Annotated in this window: 17 protein-coding genes and 1 CRISPR repeat array (1 of these 18 running past the window's edge); of the genes, 9 read left to right on the top strand and 8 right to left on the bottom strand. The window is 66.9% G+C overall.

Annotation, left to right across the window (positions count from 1 at the left end; all coding sequences use genetic code 11):
- Nucleotides 1–175: 175 nt before the first annotated feature.
- The 7 genes from kduD to ABD017_RS04845 all read right to left on the bottom strand — a co-directional run bounded on the left by kduD (nt 176) and on the right by ABD017_RS04845 (nt 7758).
- The gene (gene kduD, locus ABD017_RS04875) at nt 176–931 is read right to left on the bottom strand and encodes a 2-dehydro-3-deoxy-D-gluconate 5-dehydrogenase KduD (protein ID WP_343880768.1); all 756 of its coding nucleotides are present in this window, start codon (nt 929–931) and stop codon (nt 176–178) included.
- A gap of 412 nt (nt 932–1343) precedes the next feature.
- Nucleotides 1344–2372 carry a LacI family DNA-binding transcriptional regulator gene (locus ABD017_RS04870; RefSeq protein WP_343880766.1) on the bottom strand — a complete coding sequence of 343 codons (1029 nt, stop codon included), beginning with the start codon at nt 2370–2372 and terminating at the stop codon, nt 1344–1346.
- 47 nt (nt 2373–2419) lie between these two features.
- Nucleotides 2420–3949 (bottom strand): family 43 glycosylhydrolase, encoded by a 1530-nt coding sequence (locus tag ABD017_RS04865; protein WP_425543692.1) that lies wholly within the window; start codon nt 3947–3949, stop codon nt 2420–2422.
- Nucleotides 3950–4060: 111 nt separating this feature from the next.
- Nucleotides 4061–5344: a TRAP transporter large permease gene (locus ABD017_RS04860; protein WP_343880764.1), complete on the bottom strand. Its 1284-nt coding sequence runs from the start codon at nt 5342–5344 to the stop codon at nt 4061–4063.
- A gap of 3 nt (nt 5345–5347) precedes the next feature.
- Nucleotides 5348–5866, bottom strand: a complete 519-nt coding sequence (locus ABD017_RS04855; RefSeq protein WP_343880762.1) for a TRAP transporter small permease — start codon at nt 5864–5866, stop codon at nt 5348–5350.
- Between the two features lie 13 nt (nt 5867–5879).
- Nucleotides 5880–6899 (bottom strand): TRAP transporter substrate-binding protein, encoded by a 1020-nt coding sequence (locus ABD017_RS04850; protein WP_343880760.1) that lies wholly within the window; start codon nt 6897–6899, stop codon nt 5880–5882.
- A gap of 28 nt (nt 6900–6927) precedes the next feature.
- Nucleotides 6928–7758 (bottom strand): 2-keto-4-pentenoate hydratase, encoded by an 831-nt coding sequence (locus tag ABD017_RS04845; protein ID WP_343880758.1) that lies wholly within the window; start codon nt 7756–7758, stop codon nt 6928–6930.
- 128 nt (nt 7759–7886) lie between these two features.
- Between ABD017_RS04845 and ABD017_RS04840 the strand changes: the two genes are divergently transcribed.
- On the top strand, nt 7887–8885 hold the full coding sequence (locus ABD017_RS04840; RefSeq protein ID WP_343880756.1) for an alpha/beta hydrolase: 999 nt from the start codon (nt 7887–7889) through the stop codon (nt 8883–8885).
- Nucleotides 8882–10486 (top strand): carboxylesterase/lipase family protein, encoded by a 1605-nt coding sequence (locus ABD017_RS04835; RefSeq protein WP_343880754.1) that lies wholly within the window; start codon nt 8882–8884, stop codon nt 10484–10486. The genes ABD017_RS04840 and ABD017_RS04835 overlap by 4 nt, the downstream gene beginning before the upstream one ends.
- Before the next feature lie 270 nt (nt 10487–10756).
- Here ABD017_RS04835 and ABD017_RS04830 read toward each other — a convergent pair whose 3' ends face one another.
- Entirely contained in the window at nt 10757–11440 is a 684-nt protein-coding gene (locus ABD017_RS04830) for a hypothetical protein (RefSeq protein WP_343882160.1), read from the bottom strand.
- A 151-nt stretch (nt 11441–11591) separates the two neighbouring features.
- On the opposite strand from ABD017_RS04830, the gene lptM reads away from it, so the two are divergent.
- The 7 genes from lptM (at nt 11592) to ABD017_RS04795 (ending at nt 17325) form a co-directional block, all read left to right on the top strand.
- The gene (gene lptM, locus ABD017_RS04825; RefSeq protein WP_343880752.1) at nt 11592–11759 is read left to right on the top strand and encodes an LPS translocon maturation chaperone LptM; all 168 of its coding nucleotides are present in this window, start codon (nt 11592–11594) and stop codon (nt 11757–11759) included.
- A gap of 8 nt (nt 11760–11767) precedes the next feature.
- Nucleotides 11768–12616 carry a diaminopimelate epimerase gene (gene dapF / locus ABD017_RS04820; RefSeq protein WP_343880750.1) on the top strand — a complete coding sequence of 283 codons (849 nt, stop codon included), beginning with the start codon at nt 11768–11770 and terminating at the stop codon, nt 12614–12616.
- 94 nt (nt 12617–12710) lie between these two features.
- Nucleotides 12711–13397 carry a DUF484 family protein gene (locus ABD017_RS04815; protein WP_343880748.1) on the top strand — a complete coding sequence of 229 codons (687 nt, stop codon included), beginning with the start codon at nt 12711–12713 and terminating at the stop codon, nt 13395–13397.
- A gap of 7 nt (nt 13398–13404) precedes the next feature.
- Entirely contained in the window at nt 13405–14292 is an 888-nt protein-coding gene (xerC, locus tag ABD017_RS04810; RefSeq protein WP_343880746.1) for a tyrosine recombinase XerC, read from the top strand.
- Between the two features lie 385 nt (nt 14293–14677).
- On the top strand, nt 14678–15214 hold the full coding sequence (gene hslV, locus ABD017_RS04805) for an ATP-dependent protease subunit HslV (protein WP_343880744.1): 537 nt from the start codon (nt 14678–14680) through the stop codon (nt 15212–15214).
- 113 nt (nt 15215–15327) lie between these two features.
- Entirely contained in the window at nt 15328–16662 is a 1335-nt protein-coding gene (gene hslU, locus ABD017_RS04800) for an ATP-dependent protease ATPase subunit HslU (protein WP_343880742.1), read from the top strand.
- A gap of 36 nt (nt 16663–16698) precedes the next feature.
- Nucleotides 16699–17325 (top strand): hypothetical protein, encoded by a 627-nt coding sequence (locus ABD017_RS04795; protein ID WP_343880740.1) that lies wholly within the window; start codon nt 16699–16701, stop codon nt 17323–17325.
- Between the two features lie 95 nt (nt 17326–17420).
- Nucleotides 17421–24548: direct repeats of the CRISPR family, unit length 28 nt; unit sequence TTTCTGAGCTGCCTGCGCGGCAGCGAAC; it runs 1669 nt beyond the window's last position.

Here is a 24548-nt window from a genome sequence, read left to right as displayed (position 1 = left end):
GGATGCAGAGGTAAGCGGAACGGTCTTCGATCCTGGTTTTTTCCCGTCATTCCAGCGAACGCTGGAATCCAGTGTCTTTGGCTTGTTCAAAAGCCCTCAAGGCGCTGGATGACCAGCCTTCGGCTGTTGTAAAGCGCTTCCAGCATTCGCTGGGATGACTGCGGTTGGGTCCTTCTCAGCGCGCCAGCCACCCGCCATCGACGGGGATCACCGCGCCATTGACGTAGTCGGCGGCGCGCGAGGCCAGGAACACGGCGGCGCCGCCCAGGTCCTCCGGCTTGCCCCAGCGCCCGGCCGGGATGCGGTCCAGGATGGCTTTGCTGCGGTCCGCGTCGGCGCGCAACTGGGCGGTGTTGTCGGTGGCCATGTAGCCCGGCGCGATGGCGTTGATGTTGACGCCCTTGTCGGCCCACTCGTTGGCCAGCAACCGGGTGATGCCGGCAATGCCGCTCTTGGAGGCGGTATAGGAAGGCACCCGCACGCCGCCCTGGAACGACAGCATCGAGGCGATGTTGATGATCTTGCCGCCGCCCTGCGCGATGAAGTGCTTGCCCGCGGCCTGGCTCATGAAGAAGGCGGACTTGATGTTGACGTTCATCACGTCGTCCCAGTCCTTCTCGCTGAAGTCCACCGCATCGGCGCGGCGGATCAGGCCGGCGTTGTTGACCAGGATGTCCAGCCGCCCCAGCCCTTCGATGGCCTCGGCCACGATGCGGTCGACCGGCTCGATGCTGACCAGGTTGGCGTCGATGTTGACGAACCGGCGCCCCAGCGCCCGCACCTTCTCGCCGGTCTCCTCGGCCGGCACGATGCCGGCGCCGGCAATATCGGCGCCGGCGGCAGCCAGCGCCACCGCGATCCCCTGGCCCAGCCCGGTATTGGCACCGGTTACCAAGGCGACCTTGCCTTCGAGACTGAATGGATTCGTCATGGTGTTCTTCTCTCCGAACGGTGTACGGGGGTTGGGAAGACGGCCGTATTCGCCAGTTTTTGTGGTCGAGTGGCCGGATGCGCACGCGACGGTTTGGGCTCCCGTCATGCGGTGGCTGCGGATCATTATGCCCATTTTGGTAACCGGTGTCATTTCCTGAGAAAAGCAGGTCGTCCGGATCTTTGTCAGTCGGGAAAGCCGGTGCCCATAGACCATCCAGCCCAGCCACTTCCTTCCCCCGCCTGCGGGGGAAGGTGCCGAAGGCGGATGGGGGCGCGCGGCAAAGCCGCGCTGCTGCTGGCTTTTCCACGCTAAACGAAAAGCGCGCTCTATAGGTCGCGCTCGAGGGGGATGGCCCCCTTCCGCCCTTCGGGCACCTTCCCCCGCAGGCGGGGGAAGGAAGTGCAGAACCTCAGCGCTGCGGCGGCTGGCAGGAGTCGCGAACGACCACGTGCGGCCTGACGCTGGCGGAGGCCAATGGCCCCTGGCCTTCGGGCTGGAGCAGCATGGCGGCGGCGGTACGCCCGGTGTCGCGGGTGTTGCGGCGCACCGAGGTCAGCGAGGGCGACAGGCGCGAGGCCAGCGAGCTGTCGTCGTAGCCGATCACCGACAGCTCGCGCGGAATGTCGATGCCGGCGCGCAAGGCGACCTTGTAGACGCCCGCGGCCATTTCGTCGTTGCCGGTGAAGATCGCGGTGGGGCGGTGCTCGCCCAGCAGCAGTTTTTCGGCCGCCGCCAGGCCGGATTCGAAGGTGTAGCCTGCCTCGACCACGCGCTCGTCCGGCACGCTGATGCCGCGCTTGCGCAAGGCGTCGAGGAAGCCGGCGGTACGCTCCAGCGTGGAGCGGTAGGCCACGGGGCCGGTGATCAGGGCCACGTCGCGGTGGCCCAGCGAGAGCAGGTAGTCGGCCGCTTCCGCCGCGCCGTCGCGATCGTGGGTGATCACCATCTGCGAGCTGTCGTCCATCGGCACGGCAGCGATGCGCACGTAGCGGCAGTCGATGTCCCTCAGCATCTCGACCAGGGCCTGGTCCTCGGAGGCGCGCGGCACCAGGATCACGCCGTGCAGCTTGTGCTGTTGCGCGAACCGGCGCACGCCGTCGATGTAGTCGGCGCTGCGCGAATCGCAGGGGTGCACCACCAGCTCGAAGCTGGACCCGCGCAACGCGTCGAGCGCGCCGTACTGCATGTCCACCACGTATTGCGCGGTGGGGTTGTCGTAGACCATGCCGATCAGGAACGAGCGCCGGAACGCCAGCCCGCGCGCCAGCGGGTCGGGCGCGTAACCGACTTCGCGCATCAACGCCTCGACCTTGTCGCGGGTGTCTTTGCGCACCAGCGGCGAGTTGTTGATGATGCGCGACACGGTTTTCTTGGAGACGCCCGACAGCCGTGCGATGTCGTTGATCGTCACGGTTTTGGAATCGGCCTTCTTGCTCAAGGGAATCCTTTGGAATCCTTCTGCGCGGGCCGTTCAACCTGGGGGTTTCAGTCCAGCGCGCGGTAACGGAAATGGTGGAAGGTCACAGCCCCGTTGCCGGCCGCGTAGATCGCCGGTTTCAGGGCCAGGAAGCCACCGGCCACGTTGTGATGGTAACCCGAGACGTCCATTTGCACGGGATACTTCTGCCAGTGCTGGCCATCCTGCGAGGTATGTACGGTCAGGATGTTGCGGTTGTTGGTGACCCGCAACCACAGTTTTCCGCCCTTGCGGCTGGGCGGGAGCGACGCGGGGCGGTCCAGGCCGTAGCGGTGCAGGACGAACTGCTCGCCGTTGCTGCCCACGCCGGCATACAGGCGGTCGCTGTAGAACAGCAGCGCGCCGCCGGTGGCGCCGGGGGCGATCTCCATCTCCACTTCGAACTCGTAGGCGCGGTCGCCGGCGATGACCGTCAGCGGCGCGCTGTCGCGCGGGGAGTGGCCCTTGCCCTGCAAGGTCAGGTCGCCGTCCTTGAAGGACAGGCGCCGGTACTCATCCGGGCCGGGCTTGAAGAACGCCCATTGCGGGCCCAGCCGGTCGCCGTTGAACTTGTCCGACAACGCCATGCCATGCGGTAGCGTCTCGCCGGCCGGCTTGGCCAGCGGCTGGCCCAGATCGCCGCCCGTGGCCTTGAACCAGCCGTCGGCCGTCCACGCGATCGGATCCAGCAACATCTGCCGGCCCAGCGTGTAATAGCCGTTTTCGTAGCCGTGGTAGACCATCCAGTCGCGACCGTCGGTGCCTTCGACGAGGGTGGCGTGGCCGCGCGACCACCACGGCTCGTCGCGGCTGGCGGTGCGCACGATGGGGTTGTACGGCGAGTTCTGCCAGGGCCCGTGGATGGAGCGCGAGCGCGCGCTGATCACCATGTGCCCGGTCGGCGGGCCGGCGGTGCCGCCCACCGCGGTGGTCATGTAGAACCAGCCATCGTGCCGGCTGATCTTCGGGCCTTCCTGCGAATAGCTCTCCACGTCCCAGCTTTCCGGGTAGTGCCAGCCGTCGTAGACGTGCTTCGGCGTGCCGACCACGCTGAGGCCGTCGTCGGCCAGTTGCACGTAGTCGCCGCCGGACAGGAACAGGTAGCGCTTGCCGTCCTCGCCCACCGCGTGGCCGGGATCGATGTGGCGGGGCAGGCCCAGGCTCACCGGCTCGCTCCACGGGCCGTCGATGGCGTCGGCCCAGACCACGTAATTGCCGCGCTTTTCCGCGGTGCGCGCGGCGAAGTAGATGTAGTAGCGGCCCTTGACCTTGACCAGGTCCGGCGCCCAGATCGCGCCCACGTCGGTGCGGATGGCGTGGCCCAGCGGCTGCCAGTTCACCAGGTCGCGCGAATGCCAGATCGGCAGGCCCGGATAGGCGTCGAACGAGGACAGCGTGAGGTAGTAATCCTTGCCGTCCTTGAGCACGGACGGATCGGGGTGATCGCCGGACAGCACCGGGTTGAGGAAGCGGCCATCGCCCAGGTCGGCCATGCGCTGGTGCTCGATGCCGCGCTTCGAGGGCTGCGCGGCGTCGGCGCTCAGCGCGGGGCCGGCCATCATCATGCAGGCGGCCAGCATCAGCAGCCGTCGGCACGTCGTATCAAAAAGCCGTCCGTGGCTGGGGAGTAACCGGGTGACGGATCGTGGATTCATGGCGTACTCGAACCGTCAGTGCCGCATCAGCGCCGGCAGCCACAGCGACAGCTGCGGGAAGAAGGTCACCACCAGCAGCCCGGCCACGGCGGCCAGCCAGAACGGCCAGATCGTCCGCATCGACTCGGCGATGCTGATCTTGCCGATGGCCGTGCCGATGAACAGCACCGAGCCCACCGGCGGCGTCACCAGGCCGATGCCGCCGCTGATCACCAGCACCATCGCGAAGTGCACCGGATCGATGCCGTAGGCCTTCACCACCGGCAAAAAAATCGGTGTGCAGATCAGGATCATCGGCGCCAGATCCATGAACGTGCCCAGGATCAGCAGCAGCACCACGATCATCAGCAGCACGGTGGTCTGGTCGTGGGCGATCATGCCCAGGAAGTTCACCATCGCCACCGGCACCTGCAGGTAGGCCAGCAACCAGCCGAACACCGCTGCCGTGGCGATCACGAACAGGATCACGCCGGTGCCCTGCGCCGCGTGCACCACGGTGTCCAGGAAGCCGCGGAAACTGAAATTGCGATACAGCACGCCGGTGACGAACAGCGCGTAGACCACCGCGATTGCCGCCGACTCCACCGCGGTGAAAATGCCGGCGCGGATGCCGATGAAGATCAACGCCACCAGGCCCAGCCCGGGCAGCGCCGCGATCAGCAGCTTCGCCACCTTGCGAAAGCCGGGGAATGCTTCCACGCCGTAGCCGCGCCGGCGCGCCACGCAGTAGCCGGTCACCATCAGCACGACGGTCATCAGCAGCGCGGGGAGGATGCCGGCGGCGAACAGATCGGTGATGGAAATGCTGCCGCCCGCGGCCGCCGAGAACAGGATCAGGTTGTGCGAGGGCGGCACCACCAGCGCCACCAGCGCCGCCGTGATGCTGACGTTGACCGCGAAATCCCGGTCGTAACCGCGCTTGACCATCTGCGGAATCATGGTGCCGCCCACCGCCGACACATCGGCGATGGCCGAGCCGGAGACGCCGCCGAAAAACAGCGAGGACAGGATCGACACCTGCCCCAGGCCGCCGCGCAGGCGCCCCACCAGCGAGGCGGCAAACGCGATCAGGCGCTCGGAGATGCCGCCGCGCATCATGATCTCGCCCGCGAAAATGAACAGCGGAATGGCCACCAGCGACGCCGTGCCGATCCCGGCGCCGATCTGCTGCACCAGCACCACCGCTGGCAGATCCAGGTACCACAGCGTGGCCAGCGCTGCCGCGGCCAGCGAGAACGCCACCGGCACGCCCAGCACCAGCAGCACGCCGAAGACGATGAAAAGCATCGCGATGCCCATGACTCAGTGCTCCCCTTCAATGGTCGTGGGGCGCAAGGCCAGCAGCAGGCGATTGATCGCAAACACCAGCATCAGCGCGCCGCCGATGCAGAGCGGCAGGTAGTTGATGCTCTGCGGGAAATCCGCGCCGGCCGTCTTGATATGCACGCCATCCATCCACAGCATCCAGCCCCACCAGGCCAGCACCGCGCCGATGGTGGCGACCACTACCTCCACCACTACGCCCAGCGCGCACTTCAGCCGCGGGCCGAGCACGCCGGCCAGCAGAAAGAAGCCGAAATGCCGGTTGCCGTGCACGGCCGCGGCGGCGCCCAGGCTCATCGCCGTGCTCAGCAGCAGGATCGTCAGCGGCTCGGTCCAGCCGGGCGAATCGTTGATGACGTAGCGGGCAAACACCTGCCAGCCCTGCACGGCCACCAGGCCCAGCATGGCCAGCGCGGCGAGATGGAGGGCCACGCTGGCCAGGACATCCAGCCATCGTTGCGGGCCGGTCGTGATCGTGCGGTCGTCGGTGTCGGACATGGGTGCCAGCCCCTCAGGAGAATTCGCGGATGCGGCGGTAGATCCCGGCAACGTCGGGCTGTTGCAGGTACTCCTGCAGCAGCGGGTCGGCCGCCTTGCGGAACGCGGCCATGTCCACCGCGTTGGCTTTCACGCCGTGCGCCAGCACCGTCTGCCGTGCCTTGCCTTCGGTGGCATCCCACTGCTGGCGCATCACGCCGACCGAGCGGCGGCCCAGGTCCACCAGCAGCTCGCGATCGGACGGCGTCAGCTTCTCGAAGTTGCGCCGCGACATCAGCAGGATGTCCGGCGCGTAGGAGTGCTCGGTTTCCGACCAGTAGCGCGCCGACTCGTAGTGGCGGCTGGACTGGAAGCTGAGCATGTTGTTCTCGGCGCCATCGATCATGTGCGTCTCCAGCCCGGAGAACGTGTCGCCCAGCGACATCGGCGTGGGGTTGGCGCCGAACAGGCGGATCAGCTCCAGGAAGATGTCCGAGCGCGCCACGCGCAGCTTCAGGCCGTGCAGGTCGCGCGGCTCCACGATCGGGTGCTTGGTGTTGTAGAAGTTGCGCGTGCCCGAGTCGTAGATGGCCAGGCCCACCAGGTCGCGGCTCTCGAAACCGCGCAGCACGGCATCGGCGACGCCGCCGTCCAGCGCATGGCGCATGTGCGCCACCGAGTCGAAAACGTAGGGCAGGCACAGGGCCTGGGTCAGCGGAAAGGCGTTGTTCAAGGCGCCCGAATACACGCGGGTGATGTCGATGGCGCCGAAGCGCGCCATGTCGATCGCCTCCGACTCGCGGCCGAGCTGGCCGGAGTGGTACATGCGCAGGCGCAGGCGGCCGTCGGTCTGGCGCTGCAGCTCCCTGCCGATCCAGTCCACCGCGGTCACGGTGGGGTAGTTGGCGACATGCACATCCGACGCGGTCAACAGCTGGCCGCCGGCACTGTCCTTGCCACCCATGCCGGCCGAGGCGCCGCTGGAACAGGCGGCCAGGGCGGAGGCGGCCAGCGTGCCCAGGCCGGCACCGAGAAAACCGCGGCGTGTGATCATGTGCCCCTCCCCTGCATGGTCTGGTGGCTCAGCCCGCCGGGCTGGGCGTGGCGCGACAGACAATCTTGGCACTGCCGAAATCGATCAGCGCCAGCTGGCCCACCGCGATGTCATGGATGCCGGTGGCGTTGCCGGTGGCGATCAGGTCGCCTTTTTTCAGCGGCCGCCCGCGCAGCGCGGAGCGGCGCAGCGCGAAGGCGAACGCCCCGCGCAAGCCGCCCGGCAGGTTGGCTGCGCCGCCGGTGCCCACCACCACGCCGTCGATCTCGGTGCGCGCGGTGAGCCTGGATTCGTCACACGTCGTCCAGTCATCGATTTCCGGCCCCAGCACCAGGCCGTTGTTGTTGCCGAAATCGGACACCACCACCCGCGGGCCCAGCTGGTTGATCGTGGCCAGCGGGCTGCTGGCCACTTCCACGCCGACATGCAGCCGGGTGGGCAGCAGCCCCGCTTCCTCGGGCGTCCAGTCCAGCTTGTCGGCCGGGGCGTCCGCTTCCAGCTGCAGCACGTATTCCGCTTCCACCGCGGCAAAACCACCCGCGCCGGAAAACACCGGAATGTCCACGATGGCACCGGTGGCATTCCAGAGATTGCGACGGAATATGGGGCCCAGCAGACGCTCGTCGCCGGAAACATCGCGGCGATCGGCGGCGATGTAGCCGATCTTCCATCCCACTACCGCGTCGTCCCACTGGGCGATGGCCAGGTCCTGCACCTGGTAGGCGCTGACCAGATCCGGCGGGATCTCGCCGGGGAAATCCGGCAGTGATCGACCGGCGCGCCGCGCTTCCACGAATCGGTGGGCAATGTCTTCCCAGGCGGAAACGGTCGCGTTCCGGTGACCTTGCTCGTTGCTCAAGTGACTCTCCTGATGGTTGCTGCACTGCCCATCGACAATACGGTGATTGCTATATATGGTCAACCGGTGTCATCTGGCAATAGGCAGCGCACAAAACGGGCCCATCCCCGCCCACCACGGAGCCGCACATGTCCCCATCGCATTGGCACAAGCGACTGTTTGTCCTGGCATTCATGATGTTTCTTGGCGTATCCACGCCGCTGGCGGCCGCCGCCGCCGACGGCGAGCCGGCGCCCGGTTCGGCCGATCGGATCGGCCTGTGGCCGGGCGGATTGGCACCGGGAGACAAGGCGCTCGACCGGCCGCTGCAGCTCGTCGAGCGCAGCGCCAATCCGGCGCTGCCGGACCGCTACGTCACCCACGTCAGCAAGCCGTACCTGGTCGTCTACCGACCGACCCGACCGAACGGCGTCGGCCTGCTGGTGACGCCGGGCGGCGGCTACCAGCGGGTGGTGCTGGACAAGGAGGGCTCGGCGATGGTGCCGGCCTTCGTCGAGCAGGGCGGCGTCACCCTGTTCGTGCTGCGCTACCGCCTGCCCGGCGAGGGCCGCGCCGACCGTGAAGCGGCGCTGGCCGATGCGCAGCGTGCGCTGCGCCTGATCCGCAGCCGCGCGGCGCAATGGCAGCTCGATGCGCACCGGATCGGGGTGATGGGCTTTTCCGCCGGCGGCCACCTGGCCGCGCGGCTGGGCACCGGTTTCGACAAGGCCGTCTACCCGGCCACCGATGCCATCGACCAAGTCAGCGCGCGGCCGGATTTCGAGCTGCTGATCTACCCGGTGATCGACATGGCCGGGCCGGACACGCACGGCGGTTCGCGCGATCGGCTGCTGGGCCCGCATCCTGATGCGCAGCTGCTGCGCCAGTACTCGATGCAATACCAGGTGCGCCCCGACACACCACCCACCTTCCTGGTCCACGCGCAGGACGACCCGGCCGTGCCGGTAGGCAACGCGCTGCAGTTCTACCGCGCCCTGTTGCGCGCGGGCGTGCCCACCGAAATGCACCTGTTTCCCCGCGGCGGCCACGGTTTCGGCGTGCGCGGCACGCACGGCCTGACCACCGCCGCCTGGCCACGGCTGGCGCTGGACTGGATCGCCACGCAACCGCAGAAGGCTTCGCCATGAGCACCGCGCCGATCGACCCCCAACGCCGTCACTTCTTGCGCGCCGGCGCCTTCGGCTCGCTGGCCCTCGCCTTGCCGAGCTTCGCCATGGCCGGTTCGGGCAGCCGCAGATCCAGCCCGGTCGCCCGCCTGCGCAGCGGCCGCGTCGCGGGGCAACGGGAGCAGGGCATCCACGTGTTTCGCGGCATCCCCTATGGCGCCGACACCGCGCCGCGCCGGTTCCAACGCGCCGTGCAGGAGTTGCCATGGCGCGGCGTGCGCGACGCCCTCGACTACGGCCTCGCCGCGCCGCAAACCAGCGCCGAAGGGCCGGGCAGCGAGGATTGCCTGTACCTCAACGTGTGGACGCCCGCCCTGCGCGATGGCGGCAAGCGCCCGGTGCTGGTGTATATCCACGGCGGCGCCTTCAGCAACGGCTCCGGCAGCGATCCGCTGTACGACGGCACGCACCTGTGCCAGCGCGGCGACGTGGTGGTGATCACCATCAACCACCGGCTCAACCTGTTCGGCTATCTGTACCTGGCCCAGCTCGGCGGTGAGGTGTTCGCCGATTCCGGCAACGTGGGCCAGCTCGACCTGATCCAGGCCTTGCAGTGGGTGCAGCAGCACGCCGCCGAATTCGGTGGCGACGCGGGCAAGGTCACCGTGTTCGGCCAGTCCGGCGGCGGCGCCAAGATCGCCACCCTGATGGCGATGCCGGAAGCGAAGGGCCTGTTCCACCGCGCCTGGACCATGAGCGGCCAGCAGGTCACCGCCGCCGGCCCGCGCGCCGCCAGCCAGCGCGCGCAGCTGGTGCTGGATCACTTCCAGGCCGATGCCGACGCCCTGCGCCGCACGCCGATGGAAAAGCTGCTGCAGGCGATGAAGATCCGCGACCCCTCGCGCATGGAAAGCACTGGCCTGTACCTCGGGCCGGTGCTGGATTCGCACGTGTTGCCATCGCATCCGTTCTGGCCCGAGGCGCCGGCGCAATCGGCCGGCATCCCGATGGTCATCGGCAACACCCACGACGAAACGCGCGCCTTCCTCGGTCACGACCCGGCCAACTTCGACCTGACCTGGGACGACCTGCCCGCCAGGCTGGAAAAACAGCAATACGTGGACCTGCTGCCGTCCGTGGTGATCGCCGAATACCGCCGCCTGTACCCCGACTACACGCCATCGGAGGTGTTCTTCGCCGCCACCACCGCCGGCCGCTCCTGGCGCGGCGCCGTGGAGGAACTGGAAGTCCGCGCGCGGCAAGGCGCGCCCACCTGGGCGTACGAGCTGGACTGGTACGACCGCCACGGCGACGCCGCCAGGCTGCGCGCCTTCCACACCCTGGACATCCCGCTGGTCTTCCACAACCCGCAGCAACCGGGCTCACGTACCGGCAGCAGCGCCGACGCCACGCGCATGGCCGACGCGATGAGCGACGCACTGCTGGCGCTGGCCCGCCACGGCGATCCCAACCACAAGGGCTTGCCGCGGTGGGACAACTATTCGCTGGCCCGCCGGCAAACCATGCTGTTCGACACCGCCATCCGCCAGGCCGACGACCCGCGCGGCGCCGAGCGCCGCCTCTACGCCAAGGTTCCGTTCATCCAGCGCGGCACGTTCTAGAGCGAGATTCCTTCCCCCGCTTGCGGGGGAGGTGCCCGACAGGGCGGATGGGGGCGCACTTTCCCTTCTCCCGCTTGCGGGAGAAGGTGCCCGACTGCGAAGGCAGGATGCCGAAGCGAACGGCGAAGCCGGCCCGAAGGGCGTGCCACAGGAGCGGCACGTAAGGCGGAAGAGGGCGCTCTTGATCTGCTTTCCTGCAGGAACGAAAAGCGCCCCCATCAGCCCTTCGGGCAGCTTCCCCCGCAAGCGGGGGAAGCAAGTTTTTGAGGCCTACAGCGGGCTGGCGATGCGCGCTGCGGTGGCCTCATCCGGCCGCGCCACCAGCGCACCGGTGCGCATCAAGCTGACGCTGTAATGCCCCTCATCCACCAGCGGCAGGTACGCGCCGCTGCCGAACACGGTGTCCACCTCGGGCAGCCATTGCGGATGGCTGCGCTTCAGGCTCAGCAGGTCGAAGCCATCGGTGGGGCGAAAGCTGATCACCGTGCGCGGCGCGGTGGCTTCCTGCTCCGGGTCGTCGTAGCGGCCGGACAACCGATCGAGCCGGTACAGCGGCGGCAGGCCGCTGAGCAGCGCCGGCAGTTTCCACTTCAGCACTACCGCTTCCACCCGCCAGTCGTCACCGGCCAACTGCACCTGCCGCGTGCTGCCGTCGGGCCATGTCAGCGTCAGCGCCCAGCGCTGCGGCGACAGGATGCGCGCGTCGATGTCCACCACCGGGCTTTCCTGCGCCAGCAGCCGGTAGCCGCGCAGCGCGTAGCCCATGCCGCCCAGCAGCACGGTCAGCGCGAAGAACAGCAGGCACAGCAGCGCCCGCCCGCTGGCTGCGAATGGGCGGCCGCCGTGCAATCGCTGGCGCACCATCACCAGTTGCACCAGCGTGGCCAGGGCAAAGATCGCCGCCAGCACCAGCAGCACGGTCATCGGCAGGCGCAGCCATGTGCTCCATTCCATCGTGGTTTCCTCGTCGCGCGCGATGCGCGAATGCAGTCGGCCATGATAGCGGCAGCGGCCACGACGGCAGCGGGCCGGTGCCGTGGGCGGCTCGCTATACTGCCGCGAGTCTGGCGCCGAGGCGCCTTCCACCGCCTTTCCGGATACCGACATGCGCCGATCCCTCCTGCTGTTGCCCCTCTGCCTCGCCGCCGCCGCGCTGGCCGGCTGCGGACTGAAGGGCCCGCTGGTGATGCCGCCGCCCAAGCCGGCCAGCGCGCCGGCACCCGCGGCACCCGCGCCGGCCAGCACGGCCGCGCTTCCCGCCACCCAGCCTTGAGCGCGACCATGTCCCTGGCGTTTTCCAAGATGCACGGCATCGGCAATGACTTCGTGCTGCTCGATTGCCGCCGCCAGCCGTTCGCGCTGGATGCGGCGCAGATCCGCGCGCTGGCCGACCGCCACACCGGCGTCGGCTTCGACCAGTTGCTGAGCGTGGAACCGGCGCGCGACCCCACCTGCGCGTTCTACTACGGCATCTGGAACGCCGACGGCACGCCCTCGGGCCAGTGCGGCAACGGCGTGCGCTGCGTGGCGGCCTGGCTGCATCGCGCTGGCGCGCTGGCGTTGGGCGAGGAGGTGCGCATCGAAAGTCCCTCCGGCGCGGTGACCATCCGCGTGCTCGATCCGCACCGCGTCACCGTCGACATGGGCGAGCCGCAGTTCGATCCCGCGCGGCTCCCTTTCCAGGCCGATGGCGTGGCCGCCGACTACGTCATCGACGCCGATGGCGAGGCGCTGCGCATCGGCGCGGTGTCGATGGGCAACCCGCACGCGGTGATCCCGGTGTCCGACCTGCACGCGAGCGCGCTGGAGCGCCTCGGCCCGCTGCTGTCCGTCCATCCGCGCTTTGCCGAAGGCGTCAACGCCGGTTTCGTGCAGGCAGTCGATCGCGGCCACCTGCGCCTGCGCGTGCACGAGCGCGGCGCCGGCTGGACGCTGGCCTGCGGCACCGGCGCCTGCGCCGCCATGGCGGTGCTGCGCGCGCGCGGCGAGGTCGATGCTTCGGTGACGGTGGACCTGCCTGGCGGCGCGCTGCAGATCGACTGGGCCGGCCCCGGCCAGCCGCTGTGGATGACCGGCCCGGCCGCGTTCGCGTTCGAGGGCGAATGGCTGGCGCTCGACGCCACGCATTGAAGCGCGGCGGCGTCCATCGCACACTGCCGGTTCGCTGGCCTGCCGTGATCGAGAATCGCCGCTGCCCTCACCCGTGCCCCGAGGATCACCACGCATGACCGAAACGCTGCTCGACGACGCCACCCAGGGCCGCGTGGTGGCTGCCTACCTGAAAAGCCATCCGCACTTCCTCAGCGACTACCCCGAGCTGGCCGCGCAACTCACCTTGCCGCGCGAAAAGGGCTCGGTGGCGTCGCTGGCCATGTATCAGCTGCAAAGCCTGCGCGACAAGAACGCGGAGCTGGAGCGGCGCCTGGCCGACCTGATCGCCATCGCCGCCGACAACGAAAAGCTGATGGAGCGCGTGCATGCGCTCACCGTGGCGCTGCTGCGCGCCAACACGGTGGAAGTCACCGCGCGCAGCGTGGTGGCCAGGCTCAGCGCCGATTTCCACACCGACCAGGTGCAACTGCTGCTGTTCGGCAACCAGCCGGAACTGCCGCGCGCGCCGTGGCTGCAGCTGGTGCCCGGCGGCGGCGCCGAGCTGCCGGAATTCGCCGATTTCCTGCAGCAGCACGAGCCCGTCTCCGGCCGCCTGTCGCCGCAGAAACTGCAGCGGCTGTTTGGCGATGACGCCGACCACGTGCATTCCGCCGCGGTGATGCAGCTGGATCACACCGGCATGCTGGCCATCGGCAGCCGCGATCCGGACCGCTTCCAGCCCGGCATGGGCACGCTGTTCCTGAAGATGATCGCCGCCACCGTCACCGCCGCCCTGGCGCGCGCACGGGACGTTGCCTGAGCCGGCAATGACCCCAGCCGACCAGGTCGACGCATGGCTGCAACGCCTGGCCAGCGAGCGCCAGGCTTCGGCGCACACCGTCGATGCCTACCGTCGCGACCTGGCCAAGCTGCTGCGCTTCATGGAGGCCCAGGGCGTGGCCACGTTCGCCGCGCTCGACCCGAACCGCATGCGCGCGTTCATCGCCACCGAACACCGCGCGGGCCTGGCCGCGAAAAGCCTGCAGCGCCTGCTGTCCTCCTGCCGCAGCCTGTTCCGCCAGCTGATCCGCGAAGGCGCGCTGGCGCATGACCCGCTGGCCGGCGTGCGCGGCCCCAAGGTGCGCCGCAAGCTGCCGCAGGTGCTGGACGTGGACGAGGCTGGCGCGCTGGTGGAAACCGACAGCGGTGGCAAGCTGGCCGCGCGCGACCGCGCCATGCTGGAGCTGTTCTATTCCAGCGGCCTGCGCCTGTCCGAGCTGTGCGGCCTGCGCTGGATCGACCTGGACCTGGACGGCGGCGAAGTGCGCGTGCTGGGCAAGGGCGGCAAGACCCGCGTGGTGCCGGTCGGCCGCCAAGCCATCGCCGCCTTGCGTGTGCTGGGCGCCGCCGAAGGCATGCCGCCGGAGGGCGCCATCTTCCGCGGCCGCGGCGGCGCCCCCATCAACCCGCGCACCGTGCAACTGCGCATGAACAAGCTGGCCCTGCAGCAAGGCCTGCCCAAACACGTGCACCCGCACCTGCTGCGCCACACCTTCGCCAGCCACGTGCTGGAATCCTCCGGCGACCTGCGCGCCGTGCAGGAGCTGCTCGGCCACGCCGACATCGCCACCACCCAGATCTACACGCACCTGGATTTCCAGCACCTGGCGAAGGTGTACGACGCGGCGCATCCAAGGGCGAAGCGCAAGCCGTAACCGCGCGCCTCAAAGCCGAAAGAAACCGTAATCCCTCTCCCCTCCGGGGAGAGGGCAGGGAGAGGGGACACGCCGCGGGAAAGCTCCCAACGAAGCCGCCCACCTCGCCGCAAAGCCGCTCCTTCAATTCCCCGCAAGCCCCGCCCCCTCACCTGTGTCCTCTCCCCAGAGGGGAGAGGAGATTACGGTGCCTTCGAACTGTCACGTTCGTCGCTGCCGTCAGGCGCAAACACCTCCCGCCCTCGGCGCTGCATGCACCGGCGACAAACCCCCACGCTCCGCTCCCTCCCCTGCTCGCAGGGGAGGGCCGGGGAGGGGTCGCTCTTGATCCACCCCACAACGGAACCCATCTCATCGAACCAAGCCAATGAGTTGCGGAGCCCCCATGGAATCCTTCCACGCCACCACCATCGTCTGCGTTCGCCGCCAAGGGCGCGTCGTCATCGGCAGCGATGGCCAGGTCACGCTGGGCAATACGGTGATGAAAGGCAACGCGCGCAAGGTGCGCCGGCTGGGCAAGACGGGCGAGGTGGTGGCCGGTTTCGCCGGTGCCACCGCCGACGCGTTCACCCTGTTCGAACTGTTCGAGCAGAAGCTCGAAAAACACAACAACAACCTCACCCGCGCCGCGGTGGAAATGGCCAAGGAATGGCGTACCGACCGCCGCTTCGGCAAGCTCGAGGCGATGCTGGCGGTGGCGGACAAGGAGACGTCCCTGCTGATCTCCGGCAACGGCGACGTGGTGGAACCCGAACACGGCCTCATCGCCATCGGCTCCGGCGGCCCGTTCGCGCAATCCGCGGCGATGGCGCTGCTGGAAAACACCGAACTCGACGCCCGCACCATCGTCGAGAAGGCGCTGAAGATCGCCGGCGACATCTGCATTTACACGAACCACAACACGTCCATCGAAGAGCTTTAAGCCCCGCCTCTCGTCATCCCGGCGAAAGCCGGGATCCAGCGTGGTGGCTTGCAGGCGCTGGATCCCGGCTTTCGCCGGGATGACGGCCAAAGACATACCTTTCTGGTGAACTCATGTCCGAATTGACCCCCCGCGAAATCGTCAACGAACTCGACCGCTACATCATCGGCCAGCAGGACGCCAAGCGCGCCGTGGCGATCGCGCTGCGCAGCCGCTGGCGGCGCATGCAGCTGGAGCCGGACATGCGCAACGAGGTCACGCCGAAAAACATCCTGATGATCGGCCCCACCGGCGTGGGCAAGACCGAGATCGCGCGGCGCCTGGCCACGCTGGCCAACGCGCCGTTCGTGAAGGTGGAGGCCACCAAGTTCACCGAGGTCGGCTACGTGGGCAAAGACGTGGAGTCGATCATCCGCGACCTGGCCGACGTGTCCTACAAGCTCACCCGCGAGCAGGCGGTCAAGCGCGTGCGCACCCAGGCCGAGGACCGCGCCGAGGATCGCATCCTCGATGCGCTGCTGCCGCGTCGCCAGGCGCCCACCGACTGGTCGCAGGACCCGGCGCCCGCCATCGACAGCGACACCCGCCAGAAACTGCGCAAGCAGCTGCGCGAAGGTGCGCTGGACGAGCGCGAGATCGAGCTGGATTTCGCCATGAACGTGGGCGTGGAAATCATGTCGCCGCCGGGCATGGAGGAGATGGGCGCGCAGTTGCGCCAGATGTTCCAGAACCTCGGCGGCGCCAAGACCCAGAGCCGCAAGCTGCCGATCAAGACCGCGCGCCCGCTGCTGATCGACGAGGAGGCCGGCAAGCTGCTCAACGACGAGGAGGTGCGCGCGCAGGCGGTGGAGGCGGCCGAGCAGAACGGCATCGTCTTCATCGACGAGATCGACAAGGTGGCGCAGCGCTCCGACCACGGCCACTCGGGCGTCAGCCGCGAAGGCGTGCAGCGCGACCTGTTGCCGCTGGTCGAAGGCTCCACCGTCTCCACCAAGTACGGCCCGATCAAGACCGACCACATGCTGTTCATCGCTTCCGGCGCGTTCTCGCTGGCCAAGCCGTCCGACCTGATCCCCGAGCTGCAGGGCCGATTGCCGATCCGGGTGGAGCTGTCGGCGCTCAGCGTGGACGACTTCAAGCGCATTCTGCGCGAGCCGCACAACGCGCTCACCAAGCAGTACGTGGCGCTGCTCGGCACCGAGGGCGTGGGGCTGGAATTCACCGACTCCGGCATCGACCGCCTGGCCGAGGTGGCGTTCCAGGTCAACGAGCGCACCGAGAACATCGGCGCCCGCCGCCTGCACACCGTGATGGAGCGCCTGCTGGAGAAAATCTCCTACGAGGCCGCGGACAAGTCCGGCGAAAACTACCGCATCGACGCCGAACAGGTAGACAAAAGCCTCGAAAACCTGGCGAAGGACGAGGATCTCAGCCGCTACATCCTTTGAACAAGCCGTTTGGCCTGCTCTGTTAAAATCACCGTCATGAACAGCAACATCATCGAACTCAAGAGCACCGGCCAGCGCGCCCAGCTGCGCGAAGCGCACGAAAAGCAAACCCTCGTGCGCCTCTGGCGCGACGAGCTGGAGCACGGCAGCTTCTGCGGCTACGTGGGCGGCGTCGGTCGCGAGTTCTTCCTGCTGTGGGTGGTCGGCGACGGCATCACCTACGACGGCATGTACATCATGCGTCACCGCGACATCACCGAGCTCGAAGCCCCCGACAAGCACCACGTCTTCTTCGAAAAAGCCCTGGCCTTGAAACACATCCTGCCGCGCTTCCCCCGCGGCTTCCCGCTGGACACCATCCGCGACGTCGTCCAGGCCGCCGGCGCCCAGTCGCCCGTCATCGGCGTCCACGTCGACAGCGAGGACGAAGCCGAAGTCTGCTACATCGGCCGCCTCGTCGGCCTCGAGGAAGACGGCTTCACCATGCAGGAACTCAGCCCCGACGCCGAGTGGATGCGAGAACCCTCCTTCTTCGCCTGGGACGAAGTCTCGACCATCAGCATCGAGGACGGCTACGCGATGTCGCTGCTGGCCGTGGCCGGGCCGGCGCCGGCGTTGCTGGAAGGCGAGGCGAGCGTGTCGGAGTTGCCGAAGCGGCAGTAGCAGGGACAAAAAAGCTCGCTGGAAATCCCCGTCATGCGGAGATGTCTAGGCAGAAACCCCCTAGCCATGTCCCGCCACGCACTGGCCGATTTGCTTCTCTGAGCTGCCTGCGCGGCAGCGAACCGTGACCGTCCGGTGCCTTTGGCCGCTCTTGATTTCTGAGCTGCCTGCGCGGCAGCGAACCTACGCCGTGCGCGTTCAGCGCTGCCCATACCTTTCTGAGCTGCCTGCGCGGCAGCGAACATGCTCCTGCTGCAGCAGTACATCGACCTGCATTTCTGAGCTGCCTGCGCGGCAGCGAACTGATCCGGACGGTTGTTATGAAAAGGTCGAACTTTCTGAGCTGCCTGCGCGGCAGCGAACCAAAACAATCCTTCGCATAACTCCCCCATTGTTTTCCGAGCTGCCTGCGCGGCAGCGAACAAGCGCGAGATTCGCAGCGTGTACGGCGTCGATTTCTGAGCTGCCTGCGCGGCAGCGAACTCTTTGGGGCGCGCTTTCGCGTCCTCTCAATTTTTCTGAGCTGCCTGCGCGGCAGCGAACCTGTCAGGGAGCAAATCCTGTGTGCGGGGCAATTTCTGAGCTGCCTGCGCGGCAGCGAACTGAATGTGCGTCGGGTTCAGCTTGCGAATATTTTTCTGAGCTGCCTGCGCGGCAGCGAACAGTGAAGAGATTGCGCTTGTTGGCTTGTACCTTTTCTGAGCTGCCTGCGCGGCAGCGAACGGGCGGCTGCCAGTGCGCCATGGTCATTCGTTTTTCTGAGCTGCCTGCGCGGCAGCGAACCGCACGCGCGGCTTGCTCTGGCGCAGGTGGTATTTCTGAGCTGCCTGCGCGGCAGCGAACTCACCCCGCCGCCTGCTGCCGGCGCGCCGATGGGCTTTCTGAGCTGCCTGCGCGGCAGCGAACACACGGCAGCGACAGGACTACGGCCCGCCGACTTTCTGAGCTGCCTGCGCGGCAGCGAACTCGGGCGGGTTAATCCCGCCCTTTGTCTTTCCTTTCTGCGCTGCCTGCGCGGCAGCGAACCCGGGAAACCCGCGGGGGTAGTCCAGCTCACTTTTCTGAGCTGCCTGCGCGGCAGCGAACGACGATGACGGCGACGTTCGCGGCGTTCAGCATTTCTGAGCTGCCTGCGCGGCAGCGAACGTGAAACCACCGTCGAGACGTTCACCCTGGACTTTCTGAGCTGCCTGCGCGGCAGCGAACACGATGACGGCTAACCCGGCGAGGCGAAACGAGTTTCTGAGCTGCCTGCGCGGCAGCGAACGATCAGCTCATCATGGATCAGCTCATCGACATTTTCTGAGCTGCCTGCGCGGCAGCGAACCCAGCCAAACTTTCTGCGAACGTGCGTGTGCTTTTCTGAGCTGCCTGCGCGGCAGCGAACGGGTCGGGCGATGGTACAGGCGGCGATGGCAATTTCTGAGCTGCCTGCGCGGCAGCGAACCCGATCTGCGAGGGGTCGCAAGCGACGTGTATTTTCTGAGCTGCCTGCGCGGCAGCGAACTGCACCGTGGTGCGCGGCAGGCCCAGCTCGGTTTTCTGAGCTGCCTGCGCGGCAGCGAACTCGGGCTTTGGCGCGCCTACGGCGTGCCCGCTTTTCTGAGCTGCCTGCGCGGCAGCGAACGGCATCGACTACGCCGAAGCCTGCCGTGAGGTTTTCTGAGCTGCCTGCGCGGCAGCGAACATCAACCGCGTTGCCGAAGTGCTGACGCTGCTTTTCTGAGCTGCCTGCGCGGCAGCGAACTTGTGGCCCCAATCGGTAGCCACACTCGGAGATTTCTGAGCTGCCTGCGCGGCAGCGAACCCGACAAGGCCGGTCACATCGCTGAAGGTGAATTTCTGAGCTGCCTGCGCGGCAGCGAACGTGGTAGCTCTGCGGCTTGCCTTCATGCGTCTTTTCTGAGCTGCCTGCGCGGCAGCGAACCAGAACTTCCGGCAGCTGTCCGGCTTCCAGATTTTCTGTGCTGCCTGCGCGGCAGCGAACCGGCCAATCACTGCGCCCACCAGCATCGACAATTTCTGAGCTGCCTGCGCGGCAGCGAACCAAAAGCCGCCGCGGGCAGTGAAACCGGGGATTTTCTGAGCTGCCTGCGCGGCAGCGAACGTTTTCGATCAGGCCACGGGACAGTGGGTGAATTTCTGAGCTGCCTGCGCGGCAGCGAACTGCTTGATATCGTCGCCCTGCAGCTTGCCCTTTTTCTGAGCTGCCTGCGCGGCAGCGAACAAGGTGGCGAGGCCCGCCTCGGTGGCATTGAATTTCTGAGCTGCCTGCGCGGCAGCGAACCAGCGTGATGCGGCTGGCGATACGGGGCATGTTTTCTGAGCTGCCTGCGCGGCAGCGAACGGAAGGGGCGGCCGTGCCGTTATGCTTACGGTTTTCTGAGCTGCCTGCGCGGCAGCGAACGCTGTTCCAGTTCCAGCTGCAGGGCCTGACCTTTTCTGAGCTGCCTGCGCGGCAGCGAACCACACGTACGGCGTGCGGCTCGTCGCCGGTAATTTCTGAGCTGCCTGCGCGGCAGCGAACATACGGCAATGCGCCGGTGGCAGTTGACCCCAATTTCTGAGCTGCCTGCGCGGCAGCGAACGCGGATCTATCATTCACCTGGGCCACAAGCTGTTTCTGAGCTGCCTGCGCGGCAGCGAACAAGCCGGCCTGACCTCCCTGCTGGTCGTGGAGTTTCTGAGCTGCCTGCGCGGCAGCGAACACCGACGGCGGCGGCGCACTCGCCGGCACGGTTTTCTGAGCTGCCTGCGCGGCAGCGAACGCTAGAGCTGTACAAAAACGACCGGCCTGCATTTTCTGAGCTGCCTGCGCGGCAGCGAACGGTGCGAGCGGCGAGCGTGCCTCGGTCAGCGTTTTCTGAGCTGCCTGCGCGGCAGCGAACACCGGTAGAGCCGCCGCCGCCGCTCATGGCAGTTTCTGAGCTGCCTGCGCGGCAGCGAACAGCGGCGCGCCATTTGATGGCCTCGGCTTTCATTTCTGAGCTGCCTGCGCGGCAGCGAACGGGAACTCGCCGCGGTGCATGCGGCGGTAGATTTTCTGAGCTGCCTGCGCGGCAGCGAACAGTTTTTCAAACGCGGACTTCGGCATCCGCACTTTCTGAGCTGCCTGCGCGGCAGCGAACGCTGCTGCCGGCCTTTCCTCGCTGATCACGTATTTCTGAGCTGCCTGCGCGGCAGCGAACACACGCCATGTTCGGTGTAGTCGCCGTCGTCATTTCTGAGCTGCCTGCGCGGCAGCGAACTCTCGGTCTCCTTTTTTCGCCATCGCCGGGATTTTCTGAGCTGCCTGCGCGGCAGCGAACTGCCCGGTGGCAGCGGCTCGGGTGGCTCGGGTTTTCTGAGCTGCCTGCGCGGCAGCGAACCGTGCGGGCGATCAGCAGCGCGCCCTCATGCATTTCTGAGCTGCCTGCGCGGCAGCGAACATCCACTCCCAGCGCGTCCTGTTCACGTCGTTTTTCTGAGCTGCCTGCGCGGCAGCGAACTTGCCGAAAGAAGTACAGGATGCGCTGTCTCGTTTCTGAGCTGCCTGCGCGGCAGCGAACATGACGTGATAGCCGGGCACCGCGCCGGCATAGTTTCTGAGCTGCCTGCGCGGCAGCGAACAAACCCTCCTGTCACCTACGCGCCTCGCGGCGTTTTCTGAGCTGCCTGCGCGGCAGCGAACGACCAGCACGGGCGGGTGCGGCAGCATGGCGATTTCTGAGCTGCCTGCGCGGCAGCGAACCGGCAGCCGAGTCGTGGCGTCGATGCCGGACATTTCTGAGCTGCCTGCGCGGCAGCGAACACGAGAAAGGCCGTGAACAAGGTCTGCGGGATTTTCTGAGCTGCCTGCGCGGCAGCGAACGCTCATGGCCGGGCCGCTGTCGCCGGCTTTCTTTTCTGAGCTGCCTGCGCGGCAGCGAACGCCCAAGGGGTGCGTGACGTGCGCGCCGCGGTTTTCTGAGCTGCCTGCGCGGCAGCGAACAAGACGGAAATGGACTACGAGTACGACGAGGAATTTCTGAGCTGCCTGCGCGGCAGCGAACGTACTTCGCGCGGTCATACGTCGACGCCATGTTTTCTGAGCTGCCTGCGCGGCAGCGAACGGCTTCGCGAGCGCGAGACAGGGCGGCGTCGATTTCTGAGCTGCCTGCGCGGCAGCGAACCCAGGACGGCCTGGCCACGTGCAGCACAGGCTTTTCTGAGCTGCCTGCGCGGCAGCGAACGACCTCGACATTGCAGCCGGGGTCGCCGTATCTTTCTGAGCTGCCTGCGCGGCAGCGAACGGCACCAGGCCAAGGCAATAAGGGCAACGCTTTTTCTGAGCTGCCTGCGCGGCAGCGAACCGATTTTCCCGCTTTATAAGGGGTTCGCCGATTTTCTGAGCTGCCTGCGCGGCAGCGAACACGGGCCGCTTGCCGTCGTCCGTCACCGCACCTTTCTGAGCTGCCTGCGCGGCAGCGAACGCTCGCGATCTGGAAATCCCCGTGATCGCGCTTTTCTGAGCTGCCTGCGCGGCAGCGAACATGTGCTGCGAGCGCGGGTGGCGCGGCTTCAATTTCTGAGCTGCCTGCGCGGCAGCGAACGATTCCGGTTGCGGTGGTCACTTGTGCATAGTTTTCTGAGCTGCCTGCGCGGCAGCGAACAAAGCTAATGGCGCAAAAAGGAGTGCGCCAATTTTCTGAGCTGCCTGCGCGGCAGCGAACTGTTCGCGTACCGTTTCCGCCGCTGCCAGGTCTTTCTGAGCTGCCTGCGCGGCAGCGAACAAAAGATGGCCTCGACGCCAAGCGTCCAGGAATTTCTGAGCTGCCTGCGCGGCAGCGAACTACTCGGCCGCAGACACCACCGCCCACGCAGTTTTCTGAGCTGCCTGCGCGGCAGCGAACAGCCCAGCCACGGATGGATGAATCTGCGTCATTTTCTGAGCTGCCTGCGCGGCAGCGAACGTGGGCCAATGGCCTGCAGGAAACGCTGTCCTTTTCTGAGCTGCCTGCGCGGCAGCGAACGAAAAGCAGAACCAACTCGCGGCCATCCAGAATTTCTGAGCTGCCTGCGCGGCAGCGAACTCCACGGCGGCGGGAGCCACGACATCGGCAACTTTCTGAGCTGCCTGCGCGGCAGCGAACATGCCGATGGCGGCCTCGTGCATCCCTTGTCTTTTCTGAGCTGCCTGCGCGGCAGCGAACTGCGGTTAATTCCGGAATCTACAGCGACTACATTTCTGAGCTGCCTGCGCGGCAGCGAACGCAGCCATCCTGCTGCGCGATCGCCCCACGGCTTTCTGAGCTGCCTGCGCGGCAGCGAACCACAGCGGATGGGCCGCGAGCTGCCTTGCCCTTTTCTGAGCTGCCTGCGCGGCAGCGAACGCCGAGGAAGCTGCAGCACGCGCTGCCGAGCATTTCTGAGCTGCCTGCGCGGCAGCGAACACCAACTGGTCGGCGCTGTACGCCAACGGCAATTTCTGAGCTGCCTGCGCGGCAGCGAACTCGGCCTTCGCCCATTCGAACTCGGGGTCGTGTTTCTGAGCTGCCTGCGCGGCAGCGAACCTCTCCGATGACGCCTACCGCAAGCTGATCATTTTCTGAGCTGCCTGCGCGGCAGCGAACGGAACGCGAGGAAAGGATCGCGGGCGCGGGACTTTCTGAGCTGCCTGCGCGGCAGCGAACGTGCCGGCAGGCAAATCGATCGCCAGCGTGATTTTCTGAGCTGCCTGCGCGGCAGCGAACGTTGAACAGAGCATGGTCGCCGAACAGGGGATTTTCTGAGCTGCCTGCGCGGCAGCGAACGCGGCGTCGATGTTGTCTTGTGCGCTCACTCTTTTCTGAGCTGCCTGCGCGGCAGCGAACCGGCTGTTGCCCCACGCCGAAGCGATGATCTCTTTCTGAGCTGCCTGCGCGGCAGCGAACGTCGCTGGACGGGTCTACGTGCGCGCCATGGATTTCTGAGCTGCCTGCGCGGCAGCGAACCCGCGTGGTCACTTCGGCCTCCAGTCGGTACATTTCTGAGCTGCCTGCGCGGCAGCGAACGATGCGGTCAGCTCGCCGGATGCGAGCGTGGTTTTCTGAGCTGCCTGCGCGGCAGCGAACGAGGATGCGGCGACACAAAACCTGTTCGAGATTTTCTGAGCTGCCTGCGCGGCAGCGAACATGAAGGCATAGAACTCGCTGAACTCCGATGTTTTCTGAGCTGCCTGCGCGGCAGCGAACGGTAGTAGGGCCCAAGGTTGCGCGCGCGCGAATTTCTGAGCTGCCTGCGCGGCAGCGAACTCTCGCCCGCACTTGATGACCCACGGGTGATCTTTCTGAGCTGCCTGCGCGGCAGCGAACAAAGGCGGGCTTGCCTTGGTCATGTGCTGCAATTTCTGAGCTGCCTGCGCGGCAGCGAACACCACGCCGCACAGCACCACATCGCCGGAGCATTTCTGAGCTGCCTGCGCGGCAGCGAACTCGCCAACCTCGCTTTGCGCCCATGTCGGATATTTCTGAGCTGCCTGCGCGGCAGCGAACGGGTGGACCGTCGATCATGTCGCGGATCTGTTTTTCTGAGCTGCCTGCGCGGCAGCGAACGGACGAAGCCACAGAAAAGCGGGTTGACGGGTTTTCTGAGCTGCCTGCGCGGCAGCGAACGTCAGGGTCAGTGGCACGGGCAACGCCGCGGTTTTCTGAGCTGCCTGCGCGGCAGCGAACAAAAGCTCAGCCGCTGCGCGGTCGCCAATGGTTTTCTGAGCTGCCTGCGCGGCAGCGAACTCATCCAATGCGTCTGGATCCGCTCAGCGCTTTTTCTGAGCTGCCTGCGCGGCAGCGAACGCTGATCCTGTGGGTGTGGTCGAGTGGCGAGCTTTCTGAGCTGCCTGCGCGGCAGCGAACGCGATGTAGTCAGTCGCCGCCTGCTCGTCTTTTTTCTGAGCTGCCTGCGCGGCAGCGAACGTCATCGATGACGGGGTGTTCAGGCCATCGTGTTTCTGAGCTGCCTGCGCGGCAGCGAACGGCATGCCCGCGCTCGAAATGCCGGCCTTTCATTTCTGAGCTGCCTGCGCGGCAGCGAACTTCTCCACCATGGTGACGTGACGCGCCCACTTTTTCTGAGCTGCCTGCGCGGCAGCGAACGGGTTCGGCACCTCGCCGCGCATCCACGGATCTTTCTGAGCTGCCTGCGCGGCAGCGAACTTCGGTGCCGGGCTCGGTGCTGGACGCGGTGCTTTCTGAGCTGCCTGCGCGGCAGCGAACTCCGCGCTGACG

It is taken from the genome of Rhodanobacter caeni, assembly GCF_039523575.1.
Taxonomy (GTDB): domain Bacteria; phylum Pseudomonadota; class Gammaproteobacteria; order Xanthomonadales; family Rhodanobacteraceae; genus Rhodanobacter; species Rhodanobacter caeni.
Note: the sequence above shows the minus strand (reverse complement) of the source record. Positions and strands in the feature narration are given on the sequence as shown.